The organism is Streptomyces sp. NPDC051569 (genome assembly GCF_044454085.1).
Classification (GTDB): Bacteria; Actinomycetota; Actinomycetes; order Streptomycetales; family Streptomycetaceae; genus Streptomyces.
In genome coordinates, this window is sequence record NZ_JBITDJ010000002.1 from 14,891 (window position 1) to 29,309 (window position 14,419).

Annotated in this window: 14 protein-coding genes; 11 read left to right on the top strand and 3 right to left on the bottom strand. The window is 70.4% G+C overall.

The features are described 5' to 3' along the window. Positions 1-24 precede the first annotated feature (24 nt). The 7 genes from infA (at position 25) to truA (ending at position 4,270) form a co-directional block, all read left to right on the top strand. Positions 25-246, top strand: coding sequence for a translation initiation factor IF-1 (gene infA, locus ACIBAE_RS03050; protein ID WP_003956442.1), 222 nt, complete (start codon positions 25-27; stop codon positions 244-246). A gap of 56 nt (positions 247-302) precedes the next feature. Then, positions 303-416: a 50S ribosomal protein L36 gene (gene rpmJ, locus ACIBAE_RS03055; protein ID WP_003956441.1), complete on the top strand. Its 114-nt coding sequence runs from the start codon at positions 303-305 to the stop codon at positions 414-416. Between the two features lie 198 nt (positions 417-614). Then, the gene (rpsM, locus tag ACIBAE_RS03060; RefSeq protein WP_399282025.1) at positions 615-995 is read left to right on the top strand and encodes a 30S ribosomal protein S13; all 381 of its coding nucleotides are present in this window, start codon (positions 615-617) and stop codon (positions 993-995) included. A 66-nt stretch (positions 996-1,061) separates the two neighbouring features. Next, positions 1,062-1,466, top strand: a complete 405-nt coding sequence (rpsK, locus tag ACIBAE_RS03065) for a 30S ribosomal protein S11 (RefSeq protein WP_003956432.1) — start codon at positions 1,062-1,064, stop codon at positions 1,464-1,466. Positions 1,467-1,593: 127 nt separating this feature from the next. Next, complete coding sequence (locus tag ACIBAE_RS03070; protein WP_399282026.1) at positions 1,594-2,616, top strand: DNA-directed RNA polymerase subunit alpha; 1,023 nt, start codon at positions 1,594-1,596, stop codon at positions 2,614-2,616. A gap of 192 nt (positions 2,617-2,808) precedes the next feature. After that, complete coding sequence (gene rplQ, locus ACIBAE_RS03075) at positions 2,809-3,327, top strand: 50S ribosomal protein L17 (RefSeq protein WP_399282027.1); 519 nt, start codon at positions 2,809-2,811, stop codon at positions 3,325-3,327. 79 nt (positions 3,328-3,406) lie between these two features. Further along, positions 3,407-4,270 (top strand): tRNA pseudouridine(38-40) synthase TruA, encoded by an 864-nt coding sequence (gene truA, locus ACIBAE_RS03080; protein ID WP_399282029.1) that lies wholly within the window; start codon positions 3,407-3,409, stop codon positions 4,268-4,270. 26 nt (positions 4,271-4,296) lie between these two features. On the opposite strand, the gene ACIBAE_RS03085 is transcribed toward truA, so the two are convergent. Both ACIBAE_RS03085 and ACIBAE_RS03090 read right to left on the bottom strand, forming a co-directional pair. Beyond that, positions 4,297-7,470, bottom strand: a complete 3,174-nt coding sequence (locus ACIBAE_RS03085) for a glycosyltransferase family 2 protein (RefSeq protein ID WP_399282030.1) — start codon at positions 7,468-7,470, stop codon at positions 4,297-4,299. A 121-nt stretch (positions 7,471-7,591) separates the two neighbouring features. Beyond that, positions 7,592-8,614, bottom strand: coding sequence for a hypothetical protein (locus tag ACIBAE_RS03090; protein WP_399282031.1), 1,023 nt, complete (start codon positions 8,612-8,614; stop codon positions 7,592-7,594). A 100-nt stretch (positions 8,615-8,714) separates the two neighbouring features. Between ACIBAE_RS03090 and ACIBAE_RS03095 the strand changes: the two genes are divergently transcribed. From ACIBAE_RS03095 to glmM, 4 genes are all read left to right on the top strand, one after another. After that, positions 8,715-10,334 carry an ABC-F family ATP-binding cassette domain-containing protein gene (locus tag ACIBAE_RS03095; protein ID WP_399282032.1) on the top strand — a complete coding sequence of 540 codons (1,620 nt, stop codon included), beginning with the start codon at positions 8,715-8,717 and terminating at the stop codon, positions 10,332-10,334. 269 nt (positions 10,335-10,603) lie between these two features. Then, complete coding sequence (gene rplM / locus ACIBAE_RS03100) at positions 10,604-11,047, top strand: 50S ribosomal protein L13 (protein WP_399282033.1); 444 nt, start codon at positions 10,604-10,606, stop codon at positions 11,045-11,047. A 42-nt stretch (positions 11,048-11,089) separates the two neighbouring features. Continuing rightward, a complete protein-coding gene (rpsI, locus tag ACIBAE_RS03105; protein WP_399282034.1) occupies positions 11,090-11,608 on the top strand; it encodes a 30S ribosomal protein S9 in 519 nt (172 codons plus the stop codon). Positions 11,609-11,812: 204 nt separating this feature from the next. Then, a complete protein-coding gene (gene glmM, locus ACIBAE_RS03110) occupies positions 11,813-13,180 on the top strand; it encodes a phosphoglucosamine mutase (protein WP_399282035.1) in 1,368 nt (455 codons plus the stop codon). A 141-nt stretch (positions 13,181-13,321) separates the two neighbouring features. Here glmM and coaA read toward each other — a convergent pair whose 3' ends face one another. Next, the gene (coaA, locus tag ACIBAE_RS03115; protein ID WP_399282036.1) at positions 13,322-14,317 is read right to left on the bottom strand and encodes a type I pantothenate kinase; all 996 of its coding nucleotides are present in this window, start codon (positions 14,315-14,317) and stop codon (positions 13,322-13,324) included. Positions 14,318-14,419 lie beyond the last annotated feature (102 nt).

The window sequence follows — 14,419 nt, forward strand, 5'->3', positions numbered from 1 at the left end:
GGTAGCCGATTCGAAAGGCGAAGCGTGGCCAAGAAGCAAGGTGCCATCGAAATTGAGGGCACCGTGATCGAGTCCCTCCCGAACGCCATGTTCAAGGTGGAACTCCAGAACGGTCACAAGGTCCTCGCGCACATCAGCGGCAAGATGCGGATGCACTACATCCGTATCCTTCCCGATGACCGGGTTGTGGTGGAGCTGTCTCCGTACGACCTGACGCGTGGCCGGATCGTCTACCGATACAAGTAGATCTTGCAGGCATCCCTTCCACGGGGTGTCGGCACTGACCCGGAGAACCTGATCCCATGAAGGTCAAGCCGAGCGTCAAGAAGATCTGCGACAAGTGCAAGGTGATCCGCCGTCACGGTCGGGTCATGGTCATCTGCGACAACCTGCGCCACAAGCAGCGCCAGGGCTGACGCACGACCGCCTGCCTCTCGCAGTACTTCGCGCGACGCGAGCAACACGTACATACGCAGTGTCCGACCCCCGCACCATGGGGCGGTCGACACCTCCGGCGGAGGCCGGAGACCCGGAACCGTCCCCGCGTAACCGTGGGGACCACTGCTTCCGGGAGAGACGCTGCGGAAGACCTCCGCATTCAACAGGAGCCATGAATGGCACGCCTCGCAGGCGTTGACCTCCCGCGCGAAAAGCGCGTCGAGGTCGCCCTCACCTACGTCTTCGGCATCGGGCGCACCCGGTCGCAGGAGACCCTCGCCGCCACCGGCATCGACCCGAACGTCCGGGTCCGCGACCTTGCCGAGGAAGACCTCGTCAAGATCCGCGAGTACGTGGACGCGAACCTCAAGACCGAGGGTGACCTCCGTCGCGAGATCGCCGCCGACATCCGCCGCAAGGTCGAGATCGGCTGCTACCAGGGTCTTCGTCACCGTCGTGGCCTGCCGGTGCACGGTCAGCGCACCAGCACGAACGCTCGTACCCGCAAGGGCCCGCGTCGCGCCATCGCCGGCAAGAAGAAGCCGGGCAAGAAGTAGTCCTCAGCGGACGCTCATCAGCGGTCTTCGCTGTAGGACCGACCACCTCCATCCAGGAGTAAAGACATGCCTCCTAAGGGCCGTCAGGGTGCAGCCAAGAAGGTGCGCCGCAAGGAAAAGAAGAACGTCGCTCATGGGCACGCCCACATCAAGAGCACGTTCAACAACACGATCGTTTCGATCACCGACCCCTCGGGCAACGTGATCTCCTGGGCCTCCGCCGGCCACGTCGGCTTCAAGGGCTCGCGCAAGTCCACCCCCTTCGCCGCGCAGATGGCCGCCGAGTCGGCTGCCCGTCGCGCGCAGGAGCACGGCATGCGCAAGGTCGACGTCTTCGTCAAGGGTCCCGGCTCCGGCCGTGAGACCGCGATCCGCTCGCTCCAGGCCACCGGCCTGGAGGTGGGTTCGATCCAGGACGTCACCCCCACCCCGCACAACGGCTGCCGCCCCCCGAAGCGCCGCCGCGTCTGACCCTGTCCCCGTCGCCGGGGTTTCAGGGCTGGCTCTCACGGGCGGTACGGCGCTTCGGTGCCGTGCCGCCCGTACCCTTGTTTTTGTTGGCATCAAATAGTGGGTGCCAAGACTGGAGGCATTTCTCATGCTTATCGCTCAGCGTCCTTCGCTGACCGAAGAGGTCGTCGACGAGTACCGCTCGCGGTTCGTGATCGAGCCGCTGGAGCCGGGCTTCGGCTACACGCTCGGTAACTCCCTGCGCCGTACGCTCCTGTCCTCGATCCCCGGTGCCGCTGTCACCAGCATCCGGGTCGACGGTGTCCTGCACGAGTTCACCACCGTGCCGGGCGTCAAGGAAGACGTCACCGACCTCATCCTCAACATCAAGCAGCTGGTCGTCTCCTCGGAGCACGACGAGCCGGTCGTGATGTACCTGCGCAAGCAGGGGCCCGGCCTGGTCACCGCCGCTGACATCGCGCCCCCGGCCGGTGTCGAGGTCCACAACCCGGACCTCGTCCTCGCCGCGTTGAACGGCAAGGGCAAGCTGGAGATGGAGCTGACCGTCGAGCGCGGTCGCGGTTACGTCTCCGCCGTGCAGAACAAGCAGGTGGGCCAGGAGATCGGCCGTATCCCGGTCGACTCCATCTACTCCCCGGTGCTCAAGGTCACGTACAAGGTCGAGGCGACCCGTGTCGAGCAGCGCACCGACTTCGACAAGCTGATCGTCGACGTCGAGACCAAGCAGGCCATGCGGCCGCGCGACGCCATGGCGTCCGCCGGTAAGACGCTGGTCGAGCTGTTCGGTCTGGCGCGCGAGCTCAACATCGACGCCGAGGGCATCGACATGGGCCCGTCGCCGACGGACGCGGCGCTCGCCGCCGATCTCGCCCTGCCGATCGAGGAGCTGGAGCTCACCGTTCGGTCGTACAACTGCCTCAAGCGCGAGGGCATCCACTCCGTGGGTGAGCTCGTGGCGCGTTCCGAGGCCGACCTGCTCGACATCCGCAACTTCGGTGCGAAGTCGATCGACGAGGTCAAGGCGAAGCTGGCCGGCATGGGCCTGGCGCTCAAGGACAGCCCGCCCGGATTCGACCCGACCGCCGCGGCTGACGCGTTCGGTGCGGACGATGACGCGGACGCCGGTTTCGTGGAGACCGAGCAGTACTGAAACGCCTCCGGTCGGGGTGCCCGGTAGTGACCGGGTGCCCCGCCGGTGCGGTCGGGGAGGTGTCCTCGGTCGCCGGACGGGCCGGACATGGCCCGGACGGGCTGGACAGCGCAAGACTTCCCGGGGCGGCCGCCCCGTGGGAACTGACACCGGTACCTGATACGGCCGGTGCAGATATGAAGGAGTAACACCATGCCGAAGCCCGCCAAGGGCGCCCGTCTGGGCGGCAGCGCTGCGCACGAGAAGCTGCTTCTCGCGAACCTCGCGAAGTCGCTCTTCGAGCACGGCCGCATCACCACGACCGAGGCCAAGGCCCGCCGCCTGCGCCCCGTCGCGGAGCGTCTCGTCACCAAGGCGAAGAAGGGCGACATCCACAACCGTCGCCTGGTGCTGGCGACGATCACGGACAAGAGCATCGTGCACACGCTCTTCACCGAGATCGCCCCCCGGTACGAGAACCGCCCCGGTGGTTACACGCGTATCACCAAGATCGGCAACCGTCGTGGCGACAACGCCCCGATGGCGGTCATCGAGCTGGTCGAGGCCCTGACCGTGGCGCAGGCCGCCACCGGTGAGGCCGAGGCGGCGACCAAGCGCGCGGTCAAGGAAGACGCCCTGAAGAAGGACGCTTCCGAGGAGACCGTCGAGGACGCCAAGCCGGTCGAGGACGAGAAGGCCGCTGACGCCGCCGACGAGTCCAAGGACGCCTGAGCGCGTTCCGAAGGCTGATGGACGGGTCCGCTCCCTCACGGGGGCGGGCCCGTTCCGCTTTTCGTGAGAGGACGGAAACGTGAGCGAGGACATCGAGGGGGCGGCGCCCGGATTCGTCCGGGTGCGGCTGGATCTCAGTTACGACGGCAGGGAATTCTCCGGCTGGGCGAAGCAGACCACCCGGCGAACCGTCCAGGGGGAGATCGAGGACGCGCTGCGTACGGTGACGCGGTCCTCGCGTACGTACGAACTGACGGTCGCGGGGCGGACGGACGCGGGAGTACACGCGCGCGGGCAGGTCGCGCACGTCGATCTGCCGGACGAGGTGTGGGCCGAGCACCAGGAGCGGCTGCTGCGGCGGCTCGCGGGGCGGCTGCCGCATGATGTGCGGGTCTGGAAGGTCGCGGAGGCGCCGGCGGGATTCAACGCGCGCTTCTCGGCGGTCTGGCGGCGGTACGCGTACCGGGTGGTGGACCATCCCGGCGGTGTCGATCCGCTGTTGCGGGGTCATGTGCTGTGGCACGACTGGCCGTTGGACGTGGCGGCGATGAACACGGCGTCGGCCGGGCTGCTCGGGGAGCACGACTTCGCCGCGTACTGCAAGCGGCGTGAGGGCGCGACGACCATCCGTACCCTCCAGAAGCTGGAGTGGGTGCGGGACGAGCGGGGGATCATCACGGCGACCGTGCGGGCCGATGCCTTCTGCCACAACATGGTGCGGTCGCTGGTCGGCGCGATGCTGTTCGTGGGGGACGGGCACCGGCCCGTGGAGTGGCCGGCGAAGGTGCTGGCGGCGGGCGTGCGGGACTCGGCGGTGCATGTCGTACGGCCGCACGGGCTGACGCTGGAGGAAGTCGGCTATCCGGCCGATGAGTTGCTGGCCGCGCGCAGCCGGCAGGCCCGTAACAAGCGGACGTTGGGTGGCGCGGCCGGCTGCTGCTGAGCGTTCGGCGTACTGCTGACGTGCGGTCAGGCGCGGCGCAGCCGGCGGATCAGGCGGTGGAGGAGTCCTGGTGCGGCCGGGGCCGGTTTCGGGGGTGCGGGGGCGGCGACGCGCAGGGACAGGTCGCTGCCCGGGTCGGTCCAGTACGGGGTGATGCGGCGGTCCCGGGCGGTGGGGTGCGGCAGGGGCGTGAGCCGCCCGGGGACGCCGGGGCCGCGCCGCGCGCCGAGCCGGGCGGTCTTTGTCCAGCCGAGCGCGGTGAGGCGTACGGAGAGGTCCCAGACGCCGTCGCCGAGGGGGCCGCCCTCCACCGAGGTCGCGGGATCGAGGTGCGCGGTCCCGGCGACGCTGAGAACGCCGTCCGTGCGGAAGACGGTGGTGTTCGTGGGCAGCCGGTGCTCGGCGCCGCTGCCGCGCTCGCGGAGCACGAGGACGACGGATGCCTGGTCGGGGGTGGCGGGGCCGGTGAGCGGCTCGCGGGCGAAGCGCTCCAGGAGGGACGGGGAGAGGCCGGCGGGGGCGAGGGAGAGCTGATCGGTGCCGGTTTTGGTCCTGAGGCCGGGGTCGGTGCTGGTGACGCCCAACGGGCCTTCCGCCGCGTGCAGTTCGCCCGTGAAAGCCAGCCGGAGCCTGCCGTCCTCCTGCCAGGACAGCGCGTCCAGGCGGGCGTGGCAGCCGACCGAGGCCTCCCACCGGGCGAGCGCCATCAGGTCGCCGGGACGGTCGTCGCTGATCAGGCCGACCGCCAGCCGGCGCGCGGCGGGCAGACCCGCCACCGCCGTGGCGGAGACGCCGTTCACGAGGACCTTGCGGATCTCGTAGAACAGCTCGCGCCGCGCGTCCTCGTCCAGATCCAGCAGCTGCCGGCCGGTCAGCCGGTCGAGGATCTCCACGCGCAGCCAGCGCCGGTGCAGCCGGTCGCGTCCCGGTCCGGGTCGGGTGAGGCGGTCGGTGGTCTCCAGAAGCGTCCGGAGCGCGGCGTAGAACTCGGCGGGCGGTACAGCGGGGGTGCTCGCCCGTGGCCCGTAGTGGTAGCAGACGTGGCTGCCGAGGACGGCGGTACGGCCCGCGCGCAGGGATGCCTCGGCCGTGAACGCCTGCTCGGCCAGTGGCGGGGCCCCGTCGGCGAAGCGGAGGCCGTGCTCGGTGAGGAAGGCGCGGTGGAAGAGCTTGTTGGCGGTGAGGCTGTCGGCCAGCGGGTCCTTGGCGAAGGTGGCGCGTGGCCGGTCCCGTACGAACAGCTCACGGGGGACGGGGCGGTTCCTGGCCGCGAGCTTGCCCGCGACGATCTCGGCGTCGTGCCGTACGCCGTACGCGTACATGCGTTCCAGGGCCTCGGCGCCGAGGCGGTCTCCGGGCTCCATGTAGAGCACGTACTCGCCGGTCGCGGCCGTGGTCCCGGTGTTGCGGGGATCGGTGCCCGGGGCGGTGTCCGCGACCGGGATCACCTCGATGTCCCGGGCCGGCAGGGTCTGGGCGGCCAGTGAGGCGAGGGTGTCCCGGACGGTGTCCGGGGCCGCGCCGGCCGTCGGCAGGACGACGCTGACCTTGGGCGGGCGCGGTCCGGGAGCCGCGTCCGTCGCCCGTACGGTCAGGGTGAGCCCGGTACCGCTGCTGCCTGTGCCTGTGCCTGTGCCTGTGCTGGTGTCGGCGAGGGCGGCGGTGATCTCGTGGCCGCCGAGGATCTCCGGGCCGGGGAGGACCTCCGGGGAGGGCGGGCCCGGGGTGCCGGGGGCCCTGGTCGTGCCGGGGGCCGTGGTCACGCCGAGCCGCGCGTACCGGTCGAGCCCCGCGCCGGTCAGCCGGACGTGGACCTCCCAGACGCCCTCGTCCAGCGGCCCGCCGCCCGCCGCGCGCAGCGGGTCGACGGCGACGCTCCCGCGTACGACCGGACGGAGCCGTACGGTGCCGTCCTGGGCCCCGGTGGCTCTGGCCGGTTCCTCCTCCAGGGCCAGGGATGTCTCGTGCGCCTGGAGCCACATCACCGAGCTGTCCTGGTGGCGGAGGTTCACCGCCACCCGGAACGTCTTGAGCTCATCGGTGACCTCGACCGGTTCGTCGGTCACCCCGTCGGTGAGCGCGGGATCCAGGAAGTAGCGCTCACCGCGCCGGACGAGGACCAGCGGCCGGGCGTCCGGGCCGATCTCGAACCGGGCGCTGAAGCGCGCCCGCAGTCGTCCCCGGCGCCAGTCGGCCGCTTCGAGGCGCGCGTCGGCCGTCAGTTCCGAGGCCCGACGGGTCAGCTCCAGCAGCCGGACGGGATGGTCGCCGCGTACGAGGGCGGCGCGGGCCCGCTCCAGGCCGGCCAGCCCGTCGTAGGCCCCCTCGGTCATGTACTGGGCCGCCACCGAGCGCAGGGCCCGGAAGAGGTTCGTGCGGCGTTCCGGTTCGTACGCGGGGAAGATCGGCTCGCTGAGGTACTTGACCAGGTCGGCGCGCCAGAAGCGGCGCAGCCAGGTGTCGCGGGTGGGGCCCGGCGGGGTCTCGGCGGACAGGGCGTCGAGGATCTGCCGGAGATTGGCGCTGTAGCTGTCGGGGTCGAGCCGCTGCGGGGTGGCGTGGCCGCCGTCCTCGCGCTCCAGGTAGTAGTAGCAGGGGTAGTCGCCGACGATCGACACGGACGCGGCGCGGAAGACGGCGGGCACCATGAAGAGCAGGTCCTCGCCGACCCAGTGGCCCACGGGGAAGGCGATGTTCCGCTCGCGCAGGAAGGCGGTCCGGTACATCTTGTGGATGGTGAGGCTGTCCTGGAGCGGGGCGGTGGCGACCGTGCACGACGCCCGGGTCCGGCTCATCAGGGCGTGCGGGATGCCGCGCAGCCGGAAGTTGCTGACGACCTTGCCGATGACGATGTCGGAGTCGTTGGCGTGGCCGAGGTCGTACATGCGCTGGAGCGCTTCCGGGCCCATGAGGTCGTCGTGGTCGATGAACTGGACGTACGTGCCGTTCGCCTGCTCCACGCCGGTGTTGCGCGGCTTGCCCGGCCAGCCGGAGTTCGGGATGCGGACCATACGGAAGTGGGGGTGCTCGGCGGTCAGGGCCCGCAGTCGCGCGGGGGTGTGGTCGGTGGAGCCGTCGTCGACGAAGAGCACCTCGAACTCGTCGCGCGGCATGGTCTGCCGCAGCATCGATTCGACCAGCGGTTCGATGTGGCTCCCCGAGTTGTACGTCGGGACCACCACCGTGACCTTGACCGTCATGTACCCCACGCCTTCGCAGCCCTCGGATCCCTCCTGCGGGACGCAGGTGAGCAGCCTGCAAACAGGCTGCCGAGCGCGGGAGTTACGGGTGCGGGCGCCGGGGGTGGCGTGGCCGGGGGCGTTATCCGGCGGGGGCCGTGGCCGCCGCCGACGCCTGGACCCGGCCGCGTTCGAGGATCTGACGGAAGGTGAACTCGGCGACGTCGTCGCCGGCGGTGTAGACGTCCTTGTCGGTCTTGGCGACGTTCTTGCCGCTGGTGAAGCCGCCGACCGTGAAGTAGACGTACCGGCCGTACGAGTTGGTGGTCCTGCGGCAGACCGAGGGGGCCCGGCAGAAGGTGGGGACGCCGGAGCCGAAGAGCGAGGCGACGCCGCCGTCGGCCTGGTTCCTGGCCTTCAGCGCCCGCGCCTCCGTCGGGAAGACCGCGACTCCGACGGTGACGGCGACACCGCCCTTGCGGTACGTGGCGCGGATGACCTGGTCGCAGCCGTTGGAGGTGAGGATGGGGCCGAGGGCGCCCTGGGTCGCGGCGGCGCAGTCGGCGGTGGCGGCCGTGGCGCCCTTCTCGTAGCCGCTGTGGCCGCCCATCTCCGGTTTCCGGCCGGGGAAGAGGGTGTCGGCGTTCAGCGGGGCCCTGTCCTTGTCGGCGCTGGAGACGAAGTCCTTCGGGTTGGGCGGGGGCACCGGCACGGCCGAGGAGAAGGTCGGCTCGGGCTCGTCGCTCTCGCTCGGCAGCTCTTCGGCCGGGGGGAGTTCGCTCGCGTTCTTGTCGGAGGCGCGGGGGTCGCCCCCGCTGTTCGTCGTGACGACGGCGGTCGCCACGATCGCGGCGACGACGGCGGTCGCGAGGCCGCCCCACAGGACCAGCATCCGGCGCTTGCGGCGGGCGCCGGCGGCGGAGGCGTCCGCGAGCGCGGACCAGTCGGGTGTCCCCGATCCGTGCGGGTCGGGCGCCGCGTGCGCGCTCTGTGCCGCGTAAGGACCGGGTGCCGCCTGCGGGTTCTGCGCCGCGTGCGGATCCTGTGCCGCGTGCGGGTCGGGTGTCGCGTACGGGTTGTGTCCCGCCCTCGGGTCCTGCGCTCCGTACGGGTCATGTCCCGGCGAACCGGGGCCGCCCCAGGGTCCCCCTTGCCCAAAGCTCATGGCGCGCAGTTTACGGCCGGACGCCCGGCTGTCGCGCCCGGGAACGGGGGATCGGGGAAAACGATTGGGCCTCAGCGCCGCATGGCCTGACAATGCGGGCATGGGACATCTTGAGGCCGCGCACCTGGAGTACTACCTCCCCGACGGACGGGTGCTGCTCGGCGACGCCTCGTTCCGGGTCGGGGAAGGCGCCGTCGTCGCGCTCGTCGGGGCCAACGGCGCCGGCAAGACGACGCTGCTGCGCATGATCTCGGGGGAGCTGCAGCCGCACGGCGGCACGGTGACCGTCAGTGGCGGGCTCGGGGTGATGTCGCAGTTCGTGGGGTCGGTGCGGGATGGGCGTACGGTCCGTGACCTGCTGGTCTCGGTCGCGCAGCCGCGCATCCGGGAGGCGGCGGCCGCCGTGGACAAGGCCGAGCACGAGATCATGACCGTCGACGACGAGGCCGCGCAGATGCGGTACGCGCAGGCGCTGAGCGACTGGGCGGAGGCGCGCGGGTACGAGGCCGAGACGGTCTGGGACATGTGCACGACGGCGGCGCTCGGGATCCCGTACGAGCAGGCGCAGTGGCGTGAGGCGAGCACGCTGAGCGGCGGCGAGCAGAAGCGGCTGGTGCTGGAGGCGCTGCTGCGCGGGCCCGACGAGGTGCTGCTGCTCGACGAGCCGGACAACTATCTGGACGTGCCCGGGAAGCGGTGGCTGGAGGAGCGGCTGAAGGAGACCCGTAAGACGGTCCTCTTCGTCTCCCACGACCGGGAGCTGCTGGCCAGGGCGGCGGAGAAGATCGTGAGCCTGGAGCCGAGCCCGGCCGGGTCGGACGTCTGGGTGCACGGTGCCGGGTTCGCGACCTTCCATGAGGCGCGGCGGGAGCGGTTCGCGCGTTTCGAGGAGCTGAAGCGCCGGTGGGAGGAGAAGCACGCCCAGCTGAAGAAGCTCGTGCTGAACCTGCGCCAGGCGGCGTCGATCAGCCATGAGCTGGCCTCGCGCTATTCGGCGGCGCAGACGCGGCTGCGGAAGTTCGAGGACGCGGGCCCGCCGCCGGAGCCGCCGCGTGAGCAGGAGATCACCATGCGGCTGCGCGGCGGCCGTACCGGGGTGCGGGCCGTGACCATCGAGAATCTTGAGCTGACGGGCCTGATGAAGCCCTTCTCGCTGGAGGTCTACTACGGCGAGCGGGTGGCCGTCCTCGGGTCGAACGGCTCCGGGAAGTCGCACTTCCTGCGGCTGCTGGCCGGCGAGGACGTCCGGCACACCGGCGCGTGGAAGCTGGGCGCGCGGGTCGTTCCCGGTCACTTCGCGCAGACCCACGCCCACCCCGAGCTGCTGGGCCGCCCCCTCGTCGACATCCTGTGGGCCGAGCACGCCAAGGACCGGGGCGCGGCGATGAGTGTGCTGCGCCGGTACGAGCTGGAGCGCCAGGGGGACCAGCCCTTCGAGAAGCTCTCGGGCGGGCAGCAGGCGCGCTTCCAGATCCTGCTGCTGGAGCTGCGGGGCACGACGGCGCTGCTGCTGGACGAGCCGACGGACAACCTGGACCTGGACTCGGCGGAGGCCCTGCAGGACGGTCTGGAGGCGTACGAGGGTACGGTGCTGGCGGTCACCCACGATCGCTGGTTCGCGCGCTCCTTCGACCGGTACCTGGTGTTCGGCTCCGACGGAGTCGTACGGGAGACGGCGGAGCCGGTGTGGGACGAGCGCCGGGTGGTGCGCGAGCGCTAGGCCCTGTCCGGCGGTCTTTCCGGTACTCACGGGGCTTGTCGGCCCTGGTCCGGAGCCGTTTTGACCCAGGTGGGGGAGCCCGGGTATTCTGCTGGTTCGTTATGCGTATTGGCTTGTTCATTCTCACGTGATGGGCCCTTACGCCGGTCCACCGGGCCGATGACCAGCGGCAGGCAACGGGTTGCGTCCCCGATTGTCAGCCAGGGCTGTCGTGATCGTCCGGGTGGCCTTGTCAGGACTCACTCACTGAAGAAGCGAAGGCTACGACCGTGCGTACGTACAGCCCCAAGCCCGGCGATGTGACGCGTCAGTGGCACATCATCGACGCGCAGGACATCGTCCTGGGCCGTCTGGCGACCACCGCCGCTACCCTTCTCCGGGGCAAGCACAAGCCGATCTATGCGCCGCACGTTGACACTGGTGACTTTGTCATCATCATCAACGCGGACAAGGTCCACCTGTCGGGCAACAAGAAGACCCAGAAGATGGCGTACCGCCACTCCGGTTACCCGGGTGGTCTGCGTTCCGTCCGCTACGACGAGCTGCTCGCCAAGAACCCCGAGAAGGCCGTCGAGAAGGCCATCAAGGGCATGATCCCGAAGAACACCCTGGGCCGCCAGATGCTCTCGAAGCTGAAGGTCTACGCGGGCGACCAGCACCCGCACGCTGCGCAGCAGCCGGTCCCGTTCGAGATCACCCAGGTCGCGCAGTAATTCCGGCCACCCCCTAAGACGAAAAGAAATCTGAGGAGCATCGTGGCCGAGACCACTGTTGAGACCCCCGTCGAGGGCGAAGAGACCTTCGCCGAGGTGACGACTTTCGAGTCCGAGACCCCCGTCGAGGGCGAGTACACCTCCGAGTCGCTGGCGTCCCGCTTCGGCGACCCGCAGCCGGCCGCCGGCCTGGGCCGTCGCAAGAACGCCATCGCCCGCGTCCGGATCGTTCCGGGCACCGGCAAGTGGAAGATCAACGGTCGCACCCTTGAGGACTACTTCCCCAACAAGGTGCACCAGCAGGAAGTCAACGAGCCCTTCAAGGTGCTCGAGCTCGACAACCGCTACGACGTGATCGCCCGTATCTCGGGTGGCGGCGTCTCCGGCCAGGCCGGCGCCCTGCGCCTCGGTGTGGCCCGTTCGCTGAACGAGGCGGACGTGGACAACAACCGCGCCACGCTGAAGAAGGCCGGCTTCCTGAGCCGCGACGACCGCGCCGTCGAGCGTAAGAAGGCCGGTCTGAAGAAGGCCCGTAAGGCCCCGCAGTACAGCAAGCGTTAATCGCTCGCTGGCCGGTACAGGCTTCACAGCCTTTTCGGCACCCGAACGCCCCGGCGGCACTCCCGTGCCGCCGGGGCGTTCGTTTTATCGCCTGACACGGGCGTATAACAGCATCAGGCGCTCAAAACTTTGCATTTTCGGAGCTTTTTCGCTCGGGGTCATCAGCTTCAGCTTCTGGGCCCGGGCGTTCTCGGAGGGAGAGCTGTGGGACGACTCTTCGGCACGGACGGCGTGCGCGGTGTCGCCAACGTCGATCTGACGGCCGAGCTGGCGCTCGGTCTGTCGGTCGCGGCGGCGCATGTGCTCGCTGAGGTGGGGACGTTCGAGGGGCATCGGCCCACTGCGGTGGTCGGGCGTGATCCACGCGCGTCCGGTGAGTTCCTGGAGGCCGCCGTGGTGGCGGGCCTCGCGAGCGCGGGTGTGGACGTCCTGCGCGTCGGTGTGCTGCCCACCCCCGCGGTGGCGTATCTCACCGGCGTGCTGGGCGCCGACCTCGGCGTGATGCTGTCCGCGAGCCACAACGCCATGCCCGACAACGGCATCAAGTTCTTCGCGCGCGGCGGCCACAAGCTGGCCGACGAGCTGGAGGACCGGATCGAGGCCGCGTACCTGGAGAACACGGTGCACCGCACCGGCGCGCCGTGGGAGCGGCCGACCGGGGCGAGCGTCGGCCGGGTGCACGCGTACGACGAAGGATTCGATCGCTATGTGGCACACCTGATCGGGGTGTTGCCGAACCGGCTCGACGGGCTCAAGGTCGTCCTGGACGAGGCGCACGGCGCTGCCGCCCGGGTCTCGCCCGAGGCGTTCGCCCGCGCCGGTGCCGAGGTCATCACGATCGGCGCGGAGCCGGACGGACTCAACATCAACGACGGGTGCGGCTCCACGCACCTGGGCCCGCTCAAGGCCGCGGTCGTCGAGCACGGCGCGCACTTCGGCATCGCCCACGACGGCGACGCGGACCGCTGCCTCGCCGTGGACGCGGCGGGCGAGGAGGTCGACGGCGACCAGATCCTCGCCGTCCTGGCCCTCGCGATGCGCGAGGCGGGCACGCTGCGCGGCGACGCCGTCGTCGGCACGGTGATGTCCAACCTCGGCTTCAAGATCGCCATGGAGCGCGAGGGCATCCACCTCGTCGAGACGGCGGTCGGTGACCGCTACGTACTGGAGTCGATGAAGGAGCACGGCTACGCCCTCGGCGGCGAGCAGTCGGGCCACGTCATCGTCCTCGACCACGCGACGACCGGCGACGGCACGCTGACCGGTCTGATGCTCGCGGCGCGGGTCGCCGCGACGGGCCGTACGCTGGCCGACCTCGCGGGCGTCATGCGGCGCCTGCCGCAGGTGCTGGTGAACGTCCCCGACGTCGACAAGTCGCGGGTGAACACCTCGGCGGAGCTGGCCACCGCCGTGGCCGAGGCCGAGCACGAGCTGGGCTCCACGGGCCGTGTCCTGCTGCGCCCCTCCGGCACCGAGCCGCTGGTGCGGGTCATGGTCGAGGCGGCCGACATCGAGCAGGCGAGGTCGGTGGCGGGCCGGCTGGCGGACGTCGTGAAGTCGGCGCTGGGCTAGAGACCGTTCTGACGCGTGTGGGGCCGGCCCGGTGCGATTCGGGCCGGCCCCCACGTGTCTGTGCCGGCGGCTCTCTGTGAGGGCCGCGCTCGCTGTGCCCTACGGGCACCGGTGCCCCGGGGCCGGCGGGGTGCCGGGCCGTCAGAGCTTGCGGAGCGACAGCCGCTGGACCTTGTGATCCAGGCCCTTGCGCAGCACCAGCGTGGCGCGGCCGCGCGTCGGAGCCACGTTCTCCAGCAGATTGGGCCTGTTGATGGTCCGCCAGGTCGTCCGGGCGTACTCCAGGGCCTCCTCCTCGGAGACCTGGGTGTACTTCGTGAAGTACGACGACGGGTTCTGGAAGGCCGTCTCGCGCAGCTTGCGGAACCGGTTGAGGTACCAGGTCTCGATGTCCTCGGCGCGGGCGTCCACGTACACACTGAAGTCGAAGTAGTCGGCGAGCCCCATCCTGGTCCTGCCGTCCTTGCCCGGCAGCGCGGGCTGGAGCACGTTCAGCCCTTCGACGATGAGGATGTCGGGCCGCCGTACGGTGAGCAGCTCGCCGGGCACGATGTCGTAGATCAGATGCGAGTAGACGGGCGCGGTGACCTCGTCCTTGCCCGCCTTGATATCGGCGACGAACCGGGTCAGGGCGCGCCGGTCGTACGACTCCGGGAAGCCCTTGCGCGCCATCAGCCCGCGCGCCTTCAGTTCCTTCATCGGCAGCAGAAAGCCGTCCGTGGTGACCAGCTCGACGCGCGGATGCTCGGGCCAGCGCGCCAGCAGTGCCTGCAGCAGGCGGGCCACGGTCGACTTCCCGACGGCCACGCTCCCGGCGACCCCTATGACGAACGGGGTGCCGCGCTGCGCGCCGTGGCCGTTGCCCGCGTCCCCGAGGAAGGTGTTCAGGGCGCCGCGCAGGCCGGCCGTGGCCTGGACGTACAGATTGAGCAGCCGGGAGAGCGGCAGGTAGACGTCCCGGACCTCGTCGAGGTCGATGACGTCGCCCAGGCCGCGCAGCCGTTCGACCTCCCCGGCGGTGAGGGGCAGCGGCGTCTTGTCGCGCAGCGCGCTCCATTCGGAGCGGGTGAGGTCGACATAGGGCGTGGGCCCGTGCTCGCCCTTACGGGGGGCGCTTCGTGGCGGCGAACTGATCACCCCGCCATTGTCGTCGCCGTACCGTCCGGGCGGCGGCCGGGGGTGGCCTGGGCGGACCGTCCCCGCCGCGCGGCGGCAGGGTCCCGGAGGGCCGGTGCGCAT

What these genes read in the sequence shown, in the direction of transcription:
- rpmJ (WP_003956441.1), top strand. Translation starts at nt 303, where the DNA reads ATGAAGGTCAAGCCGAGCGTCAAGAAGATCTGCGACAAGTGCAAGGTG.
- rpsM (WP_399282025.1), top strand. Translation starts at nt 615, where the DNA reads ATGGCACGCCTCGCAGGCGTTGACCTCCCGCGCGAAAAGCGCGTCGAG.
- rpsK (WP_003956432.1), top strand. Translation starts at nt 1,062, where the DNA reads ATGCCTCCTAAGGGCCGTCAGGGTGCAGCCAAGAAGGTGCGCCGCAAG.
- ACIBAE_RS03070 (WP_399282026.1), top strand. Translation starts at nt 1,594, where the DNA reads ATGCTTATCGCTCAGCGTCCTTCGCTGACCGAAGAGGTCGTCGACGAG.
- rplQ (WP_399282027.1), top strand. Translation starts at nt 2,809, where the DNA reads ATGCCGAAGCCCGCCAAGGGCGCCCGTCTGGGCGGCAGCGCTGCGCAC.
- ACIBAE_RS03085 (WP_399282030.1), bottom strand. Translation starts at nt 7,470, where the DNA reads ATGACGGTCAAGGTCACGGTGGTGGTCCCGACGTACAACTCGGGGAGC.
- ACIBAE_RS03090 (WP_399282031.1), bottom strand. Translation starts at nt 8,614, where the DNA reads ATGAGCTTTGGGCAAGGGGGACCCTGGGGCGGCCCCGGTTCGCCGGGA.
- ACIBAE_RS03095 (WP_399282032.1), top strand. Translation starts at nt 8,715, where the DNA reads ATGGGACATCTTGAGGCCGCGCACCTGGAGTACTACCTCCCCGACGGA.